This window comes from Lentisphaerota bacterium (assembly GCA_016873675.1).
GTDB lineage: Bacteria > Verrucomicrobiota > Kiritimatiellia > RFP12 > JAAYNR01 > VGWG01.
This window is the reverse complement of record VGWG01000070.1, coordinates 1-15573: the sequence shown is the minus strand read 5'-3', so window position 1 is coordinate 15573 and position 15573 is coordinate 1. Positions and strand designations below refer to the sequence as shown.

The following is a 15573-nucleotide window of genomic DNA, read 5'->3' as shown; positions in this document are numbered from 1 at the left end:
AAGCGCGCCCGCGCAATGACCGTGCCCGATTCCAGCGCGAGTGAGGTGGCGCGTGGCGCCAGTTCGGCGGGAAATGTCGTCTGGTTGAGGTTGACGCCGATCCCGCAAACGACCCGCCTGATCCGGTCAGCCTCGGCCTCCATCTCACAGAGGATGCCGCACACTTTGCGGCCGTTGAGGAGGATGTCGTTGGGCCATTTGACGAGGGGACGCAGCCCGGGCGCGATCCGTTCGATCGTCAGCGCGACCGCGAGTCCGGCGACCAGCGGCAGCGTAGTGACGCGGGCCGGCTCGATGGCGGGCATCAAGAGGATCGAGACATAGGCGTTGAGGCCCGGCGGCGACACCCAGGCGCGACCCATCCGGCCGCGTCCGCCCGTCTGCGCGTCCGCCGCAACGACCGTTCCCTCGGTTGCCCCCGCATCCGCGTAGGCGGCGGTCTGGCGGTTGGTCGAATCGGTCGCAGCGAGGAAGTGATACGGCCGCCCGATCAGGCGCGTGGTCAGCAGCGGCACCACCTCGGTGGCGAGCGGTGTGTCCGGAGCCGTGCGAAGGCTGTAGCCGCGGCGCGGCGCGGCGTCAATGCAGTAGCCGCCGTCGCGCAAGCCCTGAATATGCTTCCAGACCGCGGCCCGGCTGATCCCCAACTCGGCACACAGCCGCTCGCCCGAGACCTCGCCACCCGCCGCTTGTTTCAGGCGCGCGATGATCCGCTCTTCCGGATGTGCCGCCGTCCCCGCCGTGCGCCGATCCATAGCCCACCCCTCGTTGCTGTAAGATGTCCCCGGTGTTGTACCACCCGCTCGCAGAAAGTGCAATCGGTTTTTGCGGGCGGGGCTGATGAAGAGAAAACGGAAAGCTGAAAACGGAAAACGGAAAGCTGAAAACAGAAAGCTGAAAACGGAAAGGGAAGCGGGCGTCCCTGCCGCGCCGCAGATCATGACGAATGCCACAGGAAATCGAGAAAGTGGGTCGGGGCGTCTGGTCCCCGATTGACATCCTGTCCCCGATTGACCTCAAGCACAAAAACACCGCCCCGCCCTTTCGTCTTTTACGCTCTCCAGTGCGGCCCACTGTGGGGGCGCACACACCGCTGCGCACACCCACCGCTCGGGCAAAATAGACAGAAATGAACAGAAATAGACACAAAACAGGCCCCAGAGATGGCGGCGGCGGCGCGGCGCACAGACACCTGGGGCTGTCCGAGGCTTTCAACGGTTTTGTAAACGCGATTTTGCATCTTCAACCTACGCTGGAAATCAACACTTTGAGGCTCTTGCAAAACCCCTTCGGGGTGTTTGCAAGAGAGAAGTCAGGAGTCAGAATACAGGAGTCAGAATATGAGAACACGCGGCCCATTATTCACCTTGTCCCTCACTCTCCAACCCGTTATAATCGCCGCACTCTGGAAGCGGCGCGCGAAAGAAGGGTAACGTCAAGATTCAGAATCTTCTGGCGCCGGCTTCCAAACAAAGGGGGTGTTGCCTGAGTGCCAGCCGATGTGAAACGATTCTGATTGCGGTCATGGGCGTCTCGCCATCCGTTCTAACCGAAACCCTGTGGGCGCTGGCGCTGGAATCGCCGCCGGTCCTCCCTGACCGTATTGTGGTGTTGACGACTCGGACAGGCAGGACGGCGTTGGAGGCGTCATTGTTTTCGGGCGAAGAATGCGGATGGAGTCGATTGTGCGCCGCATTCAAACGCCGTGGATTGCCGATCGAAAACAAACTTGGTTTCGGACTGGCTTCGGACCACGTCCGCATCTTTCCCTCAGCAAACGGCACCTGTGACCTCGATGACATCGCCACATCGGCGGATAACGCGACCGCCGCTGATTTCATCCTCCGCCACCTGCGGGCCGAAACGGATAATTCCTGCACGCGCGTGCTGGCATCCATTGCGGGCGGACGCAAAACCATGGGGGCGCTGTTGATGGCGTGCATGAGCCTGGTGGGCCGCGAGCAGGATCGTGTCCTCCATGTGCTCGTGAACCCGCCCTACGATACACCGCTCGATCCACCGTTTCTTTTTCCAACCGGAAAAGACCGGCATCGCACGCGAGAGGGCAAGCCGGTCATCGTCAAACCGAAAGTGGATTTGATTGATGTGCCGTTCGTGAAGATGCGCGGCTGGTACGAAAGCGCATTCAAGAGTGCGCCGCCGAGCTACGCGGCGCTGGTCAGGGGTTTTCAGCGGGTCGCTCCGCCTGCTGCTAATGCGCCGCGCCTGACCCTCGATGGCGACACCGGCGTGCTGTGCGTGGCTGGCAGCGATGACGTGGCTCTAAGCCCCACCGAGTTTGCCGTTGTCTCGCTTATGCTGCGGGGCCAGTCCGGGATTCTCAAGACGCTTTGCCTCCGTCGCCGTCTCGATCCATCCGCTTCCGCTCCCGAATGGCTTCACGCATTCTGCGGCGGTACGCGTTTCACCGATGAATCCATCGCTCCTCAGGACTTCAGCAAGTGTCTCTCCTCGGCCCGCAGCAAATTCACCGCGCATCCGATGCTGTCAGCATTCTCGGAGATGCTGCTGCCTAAAAGAGGGGGCAAGCCCACGTACCCCACCTCCAAAATTGTTTTCCGAGGCATCGACTTCTTCGCGGATATCCACGGATAACCGTAGCACCCCGCATTGCACGAAAGAAAGGTATTGTCTTTCACATGAAGACATCATCCCGATCAACACTCATCCTCTTCACTGTTGGCACCGGCACTGCCGGCAAGCACAGCAACCTCGCCCAAGGGCTGGTGAACAGCATCCGCGCGTGTCCATTGCAGAGCACCGTCGGCCTGATCCCGAGTGTCAGTCCCGACTCCAAGGGCATTGCCGACCTCGTGATTGAAGAACTTCGAATCGACCGGCCCGATGTCCACGTCTCCATTCTCGCCTCTTTTTCCGATCCGGACGATCTCCTCGCTTGCCGCCGCGAGTTTCGCGCGCTCCTGCAGACGTTGCGACAGACGGTGCCGTGCGCCGATCTAACCGTCAACCCGACTTCAGGAACCAAGCAGATGACGGCCGCCGCCACGCTCGCCTGTCTCGACGTGGGAATGGGGCAGATCGCGTTTATCACCGGTGAACGAGCGGATGGCGTGGTCAAGACTGGCACGGAGCAGGTCAACCGCGTCGATGCGGCCCGCCTGCAAGCCGAACAGCGCCTTCAGGATGTGCTTGTCTTGCTGGAGCACGGTGACTATGCCGCCGCCGAGCGCCTCGCATCCTTGTCGACATCCTTCTTCCCATTCGCCGCAGCCGCAGCCGCCATGCTCGCAAAATGGAATCGACTCGCCTACACCGAGGCGCTCAAGGCCGCCTCGGATTTCGAGGTACTTGCCGAATCCCGCCGCGTCCTCGACCGCTTGCGTGCCGCACCAGACTATTCGGTTGATCGAGCGGCAGACGTCCTGGCGTTGGCGTTTCGCGAACACACGTATGGCCGCCCCGAAGAGGCTCTGTCGGCGATCTACCGTGCGGTGGAACTTCTAGCCAAGGTCCGTCTATCTGAATTGGAGTGCGCCCCCGATTGCTGGTATGCCGAAAATCTTATCGCCAGGCTCAAGCCCGAAGAACGCCTGAAAAACGAGCTTATCCGGATGCAGAAAGAGTGCCCCGACCGGCCGCTGGCTCTGGGACTCGATAAGGGTCTCAGGTTGTTGGAGAAGGATCGTTTCGCATTCAATACGATCTCCTGTGAGGACCGCGACATTCTCCGCCAGCGTAATGAGACGCGCTTTGGCCATGGTGGCAAATGTGTGTCTCCAGAAGCTGTCAAACGCCTCTACATATCCGTCTGTGACAAGAGTTGCGATCAGTGGCCCGAAATGAAGGCGCTGCTGCATGCCTCCGTCTTCCCCGATTTCGCCCCGCACATTCGAAAGGAACTGAATCATGAGTGACACCCGCACGGACACTGCCTTCTGGCAGCGGAAGCTGATGGCTTTCCTGCATGACGCACCCGATAAAAGTTTCGATATCGGCCTACACGAGGCCCACGCCGCCGCCGTACAACGAGCAGCCGGGTTCACCGATGAGGCGAGCCGTGCGGATAGTGAGAAATCCATAAAGCCTGCCGATTGGTTTTCGGCATCGGCCGAGCGGTTCGTCTTTCCAAAAGGCGCGTGTTCCCACACGTTTAAGAGCCAACCGCTGTTCATTCATCCGCTCTCCTCCGAACCGTACAGGTTTCCGCCAGAATTCGGTGTGAACGCGGCACCCCTCTCCGACGCTATCCAGTCGGCAATCGGTGGTATTGAGACCGACGATTGGCACGAACGGTTCTTCTTGTTTTGGCGTCGCTGGATGGAGAACGCCACCGCCAAGCACCCGGCACTGGCTTTCCTTCCTGCGGACACGCGCATTCCCGATCACACGATTTGGAATCACATGTCGTTCGCTTCGGCAATGGCTCCGTGCATTGAGGGCCGGGAGGTCCGGCCCGAACTGCTCCTCTTCCAACTCGGGCCGGTCCAAGACTTCATCGCCCAGGCTCGCTCCACCCGCGACCTCTGGTCAGGTTCCTATCTAATCTCGTGGCTCATGGCTCACGCCATCAAGGCCGTCACCGACGAAATCGGCCCCGACGCCGTGATATTTCCGAGTCTGCGCGGCAACGGCATTTTTGATGCTCTGCACAAAGACACGTATTACGCCAAGCCTTGGAAAACCGGCGACGGCGGCGCGACTGAAACCACGTGGGAACGGCTGAAGAAGGACAAGGGCGGCTGGGCCAACATGGCGGACTGGCTGCTCACGCCAACGCTCCCGAACCGTTTCTTCGCCATCGTCCCGCACGGGCGCGGGGCGGAACTTGCCGCCAAGGCGCACGCATCGCTAACCGGGGAACTGGGCACGGTCAGTGAGGCTGTATGGGCTTGGGTCTTGGATCACGGTGGCAAAGCCGCATGGAAAGCGCGTTGGAATGCCCAGATCGCAGCTTTTCCGCAGGTCGCCTGGGCCGTCCAACCGTGGCTTGACCGCGAAACGTGCCTGGCCGCAACCGAGCAACTAGCGAAGAATGAGGACGACCCAGTTGGCGTTGCCGGACGAATCCTGAGCATGCTCGATCTCGGCGAGAAGCGGATCTCTGAGGGTGACCGCGACCGGCGTTACTACACGAGCGATGCGAAAGACCGGTTGAACAATCCCGGTCTTCTCTGGTCGGCTCATTACGCTTTGCTCGACGCCAAGCTCGCCGAGCGCCGAAACACGCGCGATTTCGCACAGTGGAATCCGGTAGGGGATGCCGCCGTCAAGGACTCACTCTCCGGCAAGGACGAGTGCATGGGCGACGAAGCGTTCTGGGTTGAGCTAACGAAAGCGCACAAGGATCTCTTCACAGCCGCCTCGCACCGCTATGGTGCCATGAACCTGATCAAACGTCTCTGGTGCCGTCCCGATGCCGTCGCCTACCTGCCGCAAAAACTCGGCCTCGATACCGCTGTCGTCAACAAGGCGCTGCGGGCCGACTCCACCCAAGAGATTGCCGCCCGCAACGCCTCTGGGTCCGGCGTCCCGGGTCCGGTGTCCCCCTACATCGCCGTCCTCGCCCTCGATGGCGACGAGATGGGCAAGTGGGTCTCCGGTGCCAAGACGCCCCAGTTGCTCAAGCAACTTGCGCCACAGGCAAAGGCCTATCTCACGGCGAACGGTGCCACCGGCCTCAGCCGTCTGCTCACCCCCTCGTATCACCTTCAGTTTAGCGAAGCGCTCGCCAACTTCGCCATGTATCAAGCTCGCACCGTGGTGGAGCATTACGACGGTGAGTTGATCTATGCCGGCGGTGACGATGTACTCGCCATTCTCCCCTCCACGCGGGCCATCGCTTGCGCCCAGGCGCTGCGCGACGCCTTCCGCACCGACTTTGCTGACGGGCGTCTTTTTCCCGGTTCCCGCAGCGAGGTCTCGGTCGGGATCGCCATCGGTCATCAGAATGCCCCGTTGCAAATGCTCGTGCGCGAGGCGCAGAAAGCGGAGAAGCGCGCCAAAGGAGTGTATGGGAGAGCCGCCTTGGCCATCAGCCTCTACAAGCGTTCGGGCGAGACCATCGAGTGGGGGTGCAAATGGGAAAGCAACGCTCTCGAACTGATGCGGGAGATCACCACTCTGAACAAGGAGGGGAAACTTTCGGGGCGCTTTCCTTACGCCCTGGCCGCACTGCTGCAACCCTATGCGCTCGATCGGCCTGATACCGACCTGGTTGCCATGCTCCCTGTCATCCAGACCGACGTGCGGCATGTTCTTTCACGCCAGGGGTCGGGCCTGTCGCCTCAGGAGCTGGAATCCCTGGCGCACGCTATCGACGCTTATCTCGCCGTTTGCTGGTCACCGCCAGCCCCGGCGTCCGGCGTCCAGAGTCCTGCGTCCGCCAAACCCCAGGACCCAGGACCCAAGACTCCCGACTCCGGGCGCCGCAAGCCAACGCCCCCCCCTCATGACTTCCTCAACCTCTTTCTCGCCGAAACCTTTATTAACCGTCTGAGAGGGGAAAACTAATCCATGAGTGATCATACTTACAATCTGCAACCCCGCGACCGGCTCTTTTTGCGCGACGCCCGCCCGATGGCGGCATCCGACGCCGGTCTCGGTGCCAATTGGCCCCGTCCCGACCAGCTCTGGAATGCCATCATCAACGCTTTCCGCCGCCAGTGGCCTGATCGCCAGCCATGGGAAGGCGCGGAACATACCAAGCGGGCCACAGACAAGCATCAGGATTCATCCTTCCGCTTCGGCGCGCTCAAGACCCTCGGCCCGTTTCCGTCCAAGGACGACGAGATCTATTATCCTTTCCCGCTCGATTGGAACATGGAGCTTGTGTTGTGCGACGGCACGGATCTGCCCAAGCTGCTCACACATGCCTTCCGCGCGAAGAAACTCGGCAAGGAGGATCGCCCCACGTGGTTAGCTGCCGCCGACTACACTCGCTATCTTGCGGGCGAATCCTTCGAACCGACGACGCCTGCGCTCTACGACGAGGAGCGCACCATCGGAATAGCCATCAATCCCGAAACGCGCACCACGGGAGATGACGACCACAGGCTCTATCAGGCCGAGTATCTGCGGCTTCGTCCGGATGTTTCGCTGGCCTTTTCGGCTTCGTGTAACATCGCTCCCAAGGGCGGCACTTGTGGCACAGTAGACGTCTTTGCACGAGCCGACAAACCGCAGGAACTGATCCTGGGAGGTCAGCAAGGCGTGGCCGGACTCATGGCGCGGGCCGCCAGACTTAAACTGCCTCAGGCCAAGATCACGACGCGCTATCTGCGCTGGACGTTGCTGTCACCGGCGGTGTTCAACGCCGGTTGGCGCCCCGACTGGGTCGCTGAAGACGGCCGGGTGATGCTACCCAACGCCGAGCGGCCCGCTAGCATGGCACGGGCGGACTGGAAGGCGCTCGCGGCAAAGGCGGGCGGTTTCGCGACAGCCAGGCTCATCGCCGCCCGCGTCGGCAAGCCGCTGGCCTTCTCTGGATGGGATCTCCAGGCGGGCCCCAAGCCAACGGTTCTGGCGGTGCCTGCGGGCTCCTGCTACGTCTTCGACTGCGAGACGGTGGAGGAGGCGCGGGCGCTGGCCGCCGCCCTGGCGCCCGACCGCCCGCGCAGCACGCGCTTCGGCGAAAAAGGCTTCGGCATCGGGCTCTGCTCATCGTTGTTAACGCCTGCGTCCTTGAGTCCTGTGTCCTGAGTCCTGCTCTCTCACTCTCACCCACAACCGAAAGGAAAACACACCCATGACCACCCAGATTCTCACCCTCTTCACCCGCACCCCGCTCCACGTCGGGGCCGGCTCATCCGTCGGCGCCATCGACCAGCCTGTCGTCCGCGAACGCCACACCCGCTTCCCGGTCATCCCCGGCAGCAGCATCAAGGGGGTGCTGGCGGACGCATGGTCGGATGAACTCGTCAAGAACGACAAAGGTCGCCTCGTCAGACCCGACGATGACAACACCAAGGAAATATCCTGGCTGTTCGGCGCGGAAGACGCATCCGCTGCTAACGCCGGGGCTTTGCTGTTTGGTGAAGCCCGCCTTCTTGCTTTTCCTGTTCGCTCGGCACGAGCTGGTTTTGCCTGGGTAACCTCGCCGGTCGCCATTAATCGCGCGATTCGAGACGGATTATTTGCAGGGCTAACCGAGATCGGTGATGATCTAGGCGATGACGGTGCCCGTTTTTCGATGGAGGCCCTCGGCATCAGGAATGAAGTGATTCTGGAAGATCAACCTCTCAAACACAAAGGGATGATCCCGGTTGAGCTTGCAGATGCGTTCAAGACTGTCCCTGGTTTCGCCAATAATCTTCCACGGCTGGTAGTCGTTGCGGATGGAACGCTCTCTTATTTCACAACCACTGCTTGCGAGGTTGCTCAGCACGTTAAGATCGACGATGATACAGGAACCGCTGCCGGGAAGTTTTTGTTTAACCAAGAGAACGTCCCTGCGGACACGTTTTTTTATGCACCGATCCACGCCGTTTCCCGGCAGGGTAAAGCCGCACCCGACGCATTAGCCGCACTCTCCCGAAAGCTTGTGGCCCTTCCCGTCTGGCAATTCGGTGGCGATGGTTCAACTGGTCTCGGTTACTGCACCGTCACTCTGAAATAAAGGACCCCATCCATGAGAAATCTCGAACAAATTCGTGCCCAACATGCACTCGCGTTCATTATTGGCAATGACGCCATCACCGGTGCCGAAGGTGGCAACATTCTCTCACGCCTCCCAACCATGATTGCATCCGACGGCCTGCTTGCTACGGCCGCATTCGCAAAGGCGAAAGGCGGAGGATTTGAAAAAACCATGGACGACATCTTCGCACACCTGAAGTCCCAGGCCATTGCCAACGACCTCGCTGACCTCGCTTCCAAAGGCTCATTGGAACTCCAACGCGCCTCCACCGAAGCCCTTGCCTATGCCAATTACATCAAGCGCTTTGGCAAGGCCAAACGCAAGGAGGACTGACCATGTCCAGCCATGCCCAAGCCCACACGCTTGACCTTCTTGGCGGCCCCACGGCACCCGTGTGCGAAAATCGGTCACTGCGCTTTTCCCGCTACACCGATCCGTCCGTCAAGGGCGATGCACGTCGGGCCTTCCTCGAAGTCGCCGTGGCCCAAAAATTGCCGGAAGACCTGCGTCGTTCTCGCGCGGCCGCTTATGACTCCTTTCTGGATACGATCCCAGGCGTCATTCGTGTTTACGCCAGAAACAAGGCGCGCCTCTTGCTCAACATGTCTGGAGGCGTTCTCGAGAACGCCGGATGCTCCCTCGAACGTCTTGCCGGATTTCCTTTGATCCCCGGCTCTGCCGTCAAGGGCCTTGTCCGGCATGCCGCGCTTGATACGCTCAAATCGGACGTTCAGGATCTCAAGCCGGAACATCTGGCTCGGATTGCCATTGTCTTCGGCTGGACATCCGCCGACTGGTCCGCAAAATCGGATTTTGTCTGGGCCGCTGCCGATGCCATCTCCAGCGCTCAGGAGATCATCAGAAGTCGTCTCGGTTCTCTGCCAAATGACTTTGCCGGCGCTGTCGCCTTCTTCGGCGCGATACCATACACCCCACGCCAGAACGACCTTGAAATAGACATTGCCACGTCTCATCACATGGATTACTACAGCGACGAGAGTGTGCCCGTTGCTCTTGACAATGAGGCGCCTAACCCCATCCCGTTTCCCGCTATCGCCGCTAATCATGATTTCGGATTCGCACTGGCACCGCACTCCTCCATTCCAGGGATTCGCACCCTGATGCCGGATCTGCTGGAGTGTGCCAGGCAATGGCTCATTCTCGGACTCGAAATCTATGGACTTGGCGCAAAAACCGCAGCCGGTTACGGTTGGTTTCACGTGGACAAGACCGAGGACATCCAACGTGATAAACAGAAACGTAAACAACGCGAGGCGTTTGATGTCTGGCGTACGCAGTTCAATCTCGAAAACGTGCCGACCGACAGGATTGAGTCCGCCATTCGTGAGGCCGAAGCGCAATTGAAGACGTTCGCCCCTCTTGTTGACCAGACCATCACCGACGCCATTAACCGCAACAAGTTCCGAATCCCGCGTAAGTCCATGCGCGATGAGATTCGCGACAGGTGGAACGCCTCGCCAAACATCAAAGGCATCATCAACGGCGATATCAAGCCTTTCGAACGGGCATCCGACGAGAAAAAGACTGCCATCGTTACGCTGCTACGCGAACCGGACGGCCGTGGCGCCGAAGTATGGTCGCTTTTGAAAAGCGGCCAAAAGGGCGAGATCGCAAAAGCCGCCGACGCGATTCGCGCTTATTGCAAAAACACGCTCAATCTCGGAAAGATGCCATCATGAAAACCGACACATACTCTCTAACCGTGCTCACGCCCTGCTTCTGTTCCGGGGCAAATCAGGCGATTGCCGAGATCCGGCCCTCGGCCATTCGCGGACAACTGCGCTGGTGGTTCCGCGCGCTGGGCGGTGATCGCTTCGCCGAACGCGAAATCTTTGGAGGCATTGCCCGCCAAGAAGCGGACATCCGCTCTTCCGCCATCATCATCCGCGTTTCGGACATCACGCCCGGTCCTCCGTGGCAACCGCCGCGCGTGGATCAAAACAATCCATCTTCTTATGTCTGGTTTTTTGCCAGCAGATCGGCCGACGGGATCCGCTGGAAGAGCGAAGCCGTTCTCTCACCGGGTACCTGCTTCAAATTGCACGTCATCCGACGCCGTGCGTTTGCCTCTTCTCTTTTTGAGAAGGCGCTCGCCTGTTTTCTCGCACTGGGCAGTGTCGGATTGCGCGCCACACGCGGGCTCGGTGCCATGTCGTGTAAGGAACATCCTTTTCGTATGGATACCGTCGAGCCGATCTTGAGGAATTCCGGATTCGCCATTGAAGACCAAGGTGCCACCGGCAATCTAGACGCGACGGTTAAAAAAATCGGAGCGCTGGTCAAAGGGACGCGCAAGGACAAAGGCTGGCGAAACGATCTCAAGCATGGCGAGGAGACGCCATCACCGATGGGCACCTCGATCACCCGTCAAACCAGCGCGATCTATTTTCGCCCCGTTGAAGATGGCGGAGGCCTCCGCTTGATTGTTTTTGAGGCTCCGCATGACCGAATTCTCGACGAATCATCCCGAAAACCATCGAAAACGGTCGGCCAAAGGCCCAGCCAATTGGTTGACGCCAATGTGGGCAAATAAAGGTAGCGAGAGCGTTATGAAAAATCTAGCAAAACTCCCCATCGGCCGCCTGCTGCAGCAAGCCCAGGCGTCGCTTGCCCGCTGGCCCTCCGACCCCGGACACCCGACCCAGGACCCAGGCGTCTTGAGTCCTGCGTCTTGAGTCCTGCGTCCCACCCACCCACTCACCCCATCGAAAGGCTCCCCCCATGACAACCCTCTTCGACAAATCCGGCGGCTACCGCAAGCTCGCTTCCTTCAGCTTCGCCACGCTCATCCACCTCGCCACCATTCGCTTTTGCAAGCGCTTTATCCCGTACAAGGATGATCCGCTCGGCAAGACCACCGGTCAGATGGTCGGGGCCGCCCGCTCGGGCCGCCAGAATATCATCGAGGGCTCGGAGCGCGCCGCGACTTCGAAAGAGACCGAAATGAAGCTCACCGATGTCGCCCGCGCCAGCCTCGGAGAGTTGCTGGGCGATATCGAGATGTTTCTGGCCGAGCGCGACAGTATTCCGTGGAGCGTCCGATCCGAAGAGCACCGCGCCGTGAGCGCCCTCAACTTCGACTCTTTTGTCCATACCGATGACCTGCTCCACGACTACTGGACCTGGTTTCATGGCGAAAGGAAGGCGTTCGCCCCGTGGCTTGACCATGAGGACCCGGTCGTGGTCGCCAATGCGCTGCTCATCCTCATCCGCCGAGCCATGGCCATGCTCGGCGGCCAGATCCGCCACCAGGGCGAGGCATTTCTGGAGGAGGGCGGCTTCCGCGAGCGCCTGACCCAATGCCGCGTCGAAGCGCGCGCCGCCGCACCAGACACCCTCGCGCCTCCTTGTCCCGAGTGCGGTAAAACCATGATCCAACGCACCGCCCGCAAAGGCTCCCACGCCGGCCAGCCCTTCTGGAGCTGCCCCGCCTACCCCGATTGCCGCGGCACACGCCCGATCGAAAAACCCTGACCCACGACCCAGGACGCAGGACGCAGTCTTCAGTCTTCAGGCCTCAGAACTCAGGACTTCGGCGTCCTGAGTCCTAGGTCCTGAGTCCAAAAACCCCTCCATGACCCTCGACCTCTCACAACTCTATGCCGCCAATGGAACCGCCAAGCTGGCGCAGCTCGACGCCTATGTCGCGTCGGCCTGCGCCGCCATTCCGCCAGGCGGCGATGTCACGCTTACCGGCCCCGCGCCTCTCTGGCTCTACCTGCGGCTGGCCCATGCGCTCCACGGCCGCGCCCGCCGTCTCACCTACACCAGTCCGGTTTCCGGCGATGTGCTCATCTTCGACCACTCCCCGTAACCGTTCCTGCGTCTGGAGTCCCGCGTCCTGCGTCCCCAAAAAAACCATGGCCTCCCTCATCCTCAACGGCGACACCTTGCGCGTAACCCTCCAATCGAAGCGGGTCGAGGTGATCTATCGCGTCAGCGATGAACAGGGCGAGCGCCAGGAGACCAGTCAGGTCCCGCTGTTCGATATCGAGCGGGTGTTGGTCGTGGGAAGGCCCGCAGTCACCCTGCCCGTGCTGACCCGTCTGATGGACGAGGGCATTCCCTGTTTCTTTATCACTCGGCACGGCCGCTGGCGCGGGAGCCTGCTGCCCGACAACAATCTGAATGCCGGGCGTCGCATCCGGCAATACGAGTCCGGCACTGATCCGGTCTTCTCGCTGGCCGTGGCGCGCCGGTTGATCCACGCCAAAATTCGCAATGGCCGCCGCGTCTTGCAGCGACTCGCCGCCAACCGCGGAATCTCAGACGCGTCCGATCAAGTCGCTGCCTGCGAAGCCTTACGCGACCTTGCCGATCAGGCCCTCGCGGCCGAGACCCCCGATCTCGTGCGCGGCTTTGAAGGAATAGCCGCCGCCCACTATTTCCGCCGTTTAGGCGATTTCTTTTCAGAGGCGATCCCCTTCACAAACCGCAACCGGCGGCCACCGCGTGATCCCGCCAACGCGCTGCTCTCTTTCGCGTACACCGTCTTGCTCGGGGAGGTCGAAGGCGCAATCCGCGCTCATGGACTGGACGCCGGAATCGGCTGCCTGCACTGCGACAGGGTCAACACCCCTTCCTTGGCTCTGGATCTCATGGAGCCGCTGCGTCCCGCCGTCGCCGATCTGCTGGTGCTCAACCTCGTCAACCACAACATGGTCAACCCCGATGCCGATTTCGAGGTGAATTCGGATGACGGAGGGGTCTACCTGTCAGAGACCGGTCGCAAGGTCTTCTTCGTGATGTACGAGCAGGCGATGACACGCCGTTTCGCCCCATCCAAGGGCGCGCCCCACACCGACCTACGCAAAGTCATCGACGACCAGGTCTGCGCCTACATCCGCGTGCTGGAGTCGGGTTCCGAGGAGGTTTTTTTTCTCCTCCCCTAACCTCTTGCGTCCTGCGTCCCACAACCAGCATCATGAGCATCCTGACTGAAGAGATCATCCAGACGCAAAACGATCTTGCGACCTATCGCATCGGCGAGACCGCGCCGCAATACATTCCCAACGAGCAGGTACACCACCACATGGTTCGACTCATCGCCTACGACATCACCACGCCGAAGCGACTGCGACGGGTCGCCAAGACCTGTGAAGATTACGGGTGTCGCATCGAAAAGAGCGTGTTCGAGTGCGACCTCGATGAAGCGACGTTCGCCATTTTCTGGGAACAGATTCTAGGAGAAATCGATCCTGAGGAAGACTCGCTAATCGCCTACCGCGTGTGCAAATCATGCGTCAAGGAGATCCAAAGCGCGGGGGTTGTCGAACGGCCCGCGATCCGGCTGCTCTATCTGTTCTGACTTTATCGGAGGCAGATCCAACCAGCCCAAAACAGCCTTCTCCCTCCGAACATGCCTAACCTTCTTTCTACCAGAAGGATGTGGCCACAAACGATGCTTCTCCAGCCCGTGAAAACAACCATCCAGAACACCGTTTCACCCCACTCCCTCCGAAACACCTCAAAACACCCTAAAATTCCTATATATCATGCCCCGATTTTCTGCTACAGTCAGAAAAACCAATTCAGCCGAAAGGCGATTGAGACCCACAACCAACCGCCCCTCTTCCATGAAGCGCACCTTGCGTCAGAAAAACCAATTCAGCCGAAAGGCGATTGAGACCACGCACATGCTCGCACAACCAACCCTCATACCACATCGCGTCAGAAAAACCAATTCAGCCGAAAGGCGATTGAGACTCCAACACTCCCCATGGCATTGCGTCTGTCAGCTTCATCGTCAGAAAAACCAATTCAGCCGAAAGGCGATTGAGACAGTCCCTTCTCTTCACCCTCTATGGCATACGATGCGGCGCGGGTCAGAAAAACCAATTCAGCCGAAAGGCGATTGAGACTCGTCACGGCATCTGCGGCATCAAACTCATCGGCGAACGCGGGTCAGAAAAACCAATTCAGCCGAAAGGCGATTGAGACGTTTACCCGGCCCGCCAGCGTCTTCCTGGCGGCCTCGGCGGCGTCAGAAAAACCAATTCAGCCGAAAGGCGATTGAGACTTGTGTATACCCGCCCTTAACCATTAAGAGCGGAAAGTGTTTGTCAGAAAAACCAATTCAGCCGAAAGGCGATTGAGACTCTCCCTCTATAGCATACGATGCGGCGCGATATGCGGCGTGTCAGAAAAACCAATTCAGCCGAAAGGCGATTGAGACCAGGTTTTCTGAATCGCTGCAATCATCCCCCGACCACAGGGGTCAGAAAAACCAATTCAGCCGAAAGGCGATTGAGACGGGTGGGAGATAGATAGTGCAACCAACAGATTGGCCATGTCAGAAAAACCAATTCAGCCGAAAGGCGATTGAGACGGACCCATCCGCATTGATGGTGATCACAAGCGGCGCGACCGGTCAGAAAAACCAATTCAGCCGAAAGGCGATTGAGACGTTTCTTCATGATACCTGCTCCTCTCATTATGGGATATAGTGTCAGAAAAACCAATTCAGCCGAAAGGCGATTGAGACCGGCGGTGATGGTGGGCGCGACCGGGATCGCATTCCCGACCGTCAGAAAAACCAATTCAGCCGAAAGGCGATTGAGACTGCTGGCCTTGCCAGGTGTCCACGTCCAGATCGTGCCGTTGCGTCAGAAAAACCAATTCAGCCGAAAGGCGATTGAGACGCCGATTACGACATGATCCATCACCGTGATCCCCAGAATCGTCAGAAAAACCAATTCAGCCGAAAGGCGATTGAGACGCTCGCACAGCCACCCTCCGAACCACATTGCTCTGCTTTGTCAGAAAAACCAATTCAGCCGAAAGGCGATTGAGACAAGCTCTCGCTCCAGGACAAGCAACGATCGTATCCCCGTTGGGTCAGAAAAACCAATTCAGCCGAAAGGCGATTGAGACCTGGTGTGTGCTTCTGTGTGTTCATTTTGTCCACCTTTCTGCGTCAGAAAAACCAATTCAGC

Annotated in this window: 13 protein-coding genes and 1 CRISPR repeat array; of the genes, 12 read left to right on the top strand and 1 reads right to left on the bottom strand. The window is 59.6% G+C overall.

Going from position 1 to position 15573, the window contains the following annotated elements; all coding sequences use genetic code 11:
- The coding region (locus FJ222_09090) for a biotin--[acetyl-CoA-carboxylase] ligase (GenBank protein ID MBM4164575.1) at window positions 1-941 on the bottom strand (941 nt) is incomplete at its 3' end.
- Between the two features lie 583 nt (window positions 942-1524).
- Here FJ222_09090 and FJ222_09085 point away from each other — a divergent pair.
- The 12 genes from FJ222_09085 (at window position 1525) to cas2 (ending at window position 13946) form a co-directional block, all read left to right on the top strand.
- Window positions 1525-2616, top strand: a complete 1092-nt coding sequence (locus FJ222_09085) for a TIGR02584 family CRISPR-associated protein (protein MBM4164574.1) — start codon at window positions 1525-1527, stop codon at window positions 2614-2616.
- Between the two features lie 44 nt (window positions 2617-2660).
- The gene (locus FJ222_09080; GenBank protein MBM4164573.1) at window positions 2661-3896 is read left to right on the top strand and encodes a hypothetical protein; all 1236 of its coding nucleotides are present in this window, start codon (window positions 2661-2663) and stop codon (window positions 3894-3896) included.
- Window positions 3889-6492 (top strand): type III-B CRISPR-associated protein Cas10/Cmr2, encoded by a 2604-nt coding sequence (gene cas10 / locus FJ222_09075; GenBank protein MBM4164572.1) that lies wholly within the window; start codon window positions 3889-3891, stop codon window positions 6490-6492. The genes FJ222_09080 and cas10 overlap by 8 nt, the downstream gene beginning before the upstream one ends.
- Before the next feature lie 3 nt (window positions 6493-6495).
- Window positions 6496-7680 (top strand): hypothetical protein, encoded by a 1185-nt coding sequence (locus tag FJ222_09070; GenBank protein MBM4164571.1) that lies wholly within the window; start codon window positions 6496-6498, stop codon window positions 7678-7680.
- A gap of 46 nt (window positions 7681-7726) precedes the next feature.
- A complete protein-coding gene (gene cmr4 / locus FJ222_09065; GenBank protein MBM4164570.1) occupies window positions 7727-8596 on the top strand; it encodes a type III-B CRISPR module RAMP protein Cmr4 in 870 nt (289 codons plus the stop codon).
- A gap of 12 nt (window positions 8597-8608) precedes the next feature.
- A complete protein-coding gene (locus FJ222_09060; GenBank protein ID MBM4164569.1) occupies window positions 8609-8950 on the top strand; it encodes a hypothetical protein in 342 nt (113 codons plus the stop codon).
- 2 nt (window positions 8951-8952) lie between these two features.
- Window positions 8953-10317 (top strand): type III-B CRISPR module RAMP protein Cmr6, encoded by a 1365-nt coding sequence (gene cmr6, locus FJ222_09055; protein MBM4164568.1) that lies wholly within the window; start codon window positions 8953-8955, stop codon window positions 10315-10317.
- Window positions 10212-11171 carry a type III-B CRISPR module RAMP protein Cmr1 gene (gene cmr1 / locus FJ222_09050; protein MBM4164567.1) on the top strand — a complete coding sequence of 320 codons (960 nt, stop codon included), beginning with the start codon at window positions 10212-10214 and terminating at the stop codon, window positions 11169-11171. Before cmr6 ends, cmr1 begins: the two co-directional genes overlap by 106 nt.
- A 188-nt stretch (window positions 11172-11359) precedes the next feature.
- Window positions 11360-12112 (top strand): four helix bundle protein, encoded by a 753-nt coding sequence (locus FJ222_09045; protein MBM4164566.1) that lies wholly within the window; start codon window positions 11360-11362, stop codon window positions 12110-12112.
- 100 nt (window positions 12113-12212) lie between these two features.
- Window positions 12213-12452: a hypothetical protein gene (locus tag FJ222_09040; protein ID MBM4164565.1), complete on the top strand. Its 240-nt coding sequence runs from the start codon at window positions 12213-12215 to the stop codon at window positions 12450-12452.
- Entirely contained in the window at window positions 12370-13530 is a 1161-nt protein-coding gene (gene cas1 / locus FJ222_09035; protein MBM4164564.1) for a CRISPR-associated endonuclease Cas1, read from the top strand. Before FJ222_09040 ends, cas1 begins: the two co-directional genes overlap by 83 nt.
- 32 nt (window positions 13531-13562) lie before the next feature.
- On the top strand, window positions 13563-13946 hold the full coding sequence (gene cas2 / locus FJ222_09030; GenBank protein MBM4164563.1) for a CRISPR-associated endonuclease Cas2: 384 nt from the start codon (window positions 13563-13565) through the stop codon (window positions 13944-13946).
- Window positions 13947-14154: 208 nt separating this feature from the next.
- Window positions 14155-15511: direct repeats of the CRISPR family, unit length 37 nt; unit sequence GTCAGAAAAACCAATTCAGCCGAAAGGCGATTGAGAC.
- Between the last annotated feature and the right edge of the window lie 62 nt (window positions 15512-15573).